1 protein-coding gene is annotated in these 1,570 nt (G+C 51.5%); it reads left to right on the forward strand.

Going from position 1 to position 1,570, the window contains the following annotated elements:
• The first annotated feature begins 85 nt into the window (after positions 1 to 85).
• Positions 86 to 1,546, forward strand: coding sequence for an IS1182 family transposase (locus E0L15_RS12160; RefSeq protein WP_242962906.1), 1,461 nt, complete (start codon positions 86 to 88; stop codon positions 1,544 to 1,546).
• The last annotated feature ends 24 nt before the right edge of the window (positions 1,547 to 1,570 follow it).

Raw genomic sequence — 1,570 nt, forward strand, 5'->3', positions numbered from 1 at the left:
CAGCCTGTCGAAAAAGGTCACCTTTTGGTGGCCTTTTTCTCGTATTGAGAGAGAAAATGCGGTATAATGGTGTAGGGTGATAAAAATGCTGGTAAAGAACGCAGAAAATCGAGAGCAGCTGGAATTTGTAAGTTTGGAGAACATGGTCCCGCAGGATCACTTGCTGCGGAAAATCGACGACGCCATCGACTTCAAGAAAATCTACGAATTTGTGGAGGATCTGTATTGCGAGGACAACGGCCGGCCCAGCGTTGACCCGGTGGTGCTGTTCAAGATCGTGTTGATCCAGCATATCTATGGAATTTCTTCCCTACGCCGAACCCTGGAGGAAGTGAGCATGAATCTGGCATACCGGTGGTTCATTGGATATCCGCTGAATGAAGCGGTACCGCACTTCTCCACAGTGAGCTACAACTTCAAGCACCGATTCAACCACGCCACGGTGGAATATGTGTTCCGCTGGGTGTTGAAAGCAGCCGCAGAGGAAGGATATCTGGACACAGAAGCGATTTTTGTGGACGGAACCCACATTAAGGCAAGTGCTAATCTGAAAAAGCAGGCCAAAAAGGCGGTCCCCAAGCAGGCAAAGCGGTACGCAAAAGAGCTGTTCGATGAAGTGAACAAGGACCGGGAGGAACACGGGAAAAAGCCCTTTTCCGATGACAGCGACAAAAAGCCGCCGGAGGAGAAGGAAACGGTGGTGTCCACCACCGACCCGGAAAGCGGTGTATTCCACAAGGGGGAGCACAAAAAGTGCTTTGCCTACGAAGCGCACACAGCATGTGACAAGCACAATTTTGTTGTTGGTGTTCACGTCACTCCCGGCAATATCCACGACAGTGTAGCCTTTGATCCTCTGTACGATGAAGTATGCCAGTATTACCCCGAGCACAAAACCGTGGTGGCGGACAGCGCCTACAAAACCCCCTGGATCTGCAAGAGAATCTTCGACAGCGGCCGCGTTCTTTCCACCTGCTATACCCGCCCCAAGACCAAAGGAAACGGCCACCCCTGGTGGGCCTATGTGTATGACGAATACTTTGACGATGTGATCTGTCCGGAATACCGTGCGCTGCATTATTCCACCACAAACCGGGAGGGCTACCGGGAATACAAAAGCCGAGGCTATCTTTGCAAGAGCTGTCCCACCAGAGGGATGTGCACCGAGAACGCCAAGTGCGAGAAAACAGTCTTGCGCCATGTCTGGCAGGACTATGTGGAGATGGCAGAGCACGTGCGGCATATGGCGGTGTACAAAGAACTGTACCGGCTGCGAAAAGAGAAGATTGAGCGTGTGTTTGCCGATGCGAAGGAAAAACACGGGATGCGTTACACGCAGTACAGAGGCTTGGCCCAGGTGACAAACTGGGTGAAGCTTAAATTTGCTGCCATGAATCTGAAAAAGCTGGCCATTTGGAAATGGAATGGCCGCCATCCGGCGCCGGATGGCGGAAAACAAACAGGATGGGGGAAAAGTGTAGCTGCTGTTTTGATGCTTTTTCCGTTTCCGCTTTCGTTTCCAAGCAAAAAACCTGCTCTGGCTTAATTGCCGGAGCAGGTTTTTCTACAG

The organism is Pseudoflavonifractor sp. SW1122 (assembly GCF_012027765.1).
In the GTDB taxonomy this organism is placed as follows: Bacteria; Bacillota; Clostridia; order Oscillospirales; family Oscillospiraceae; genus Enterenecus; species Enterenecus faecium.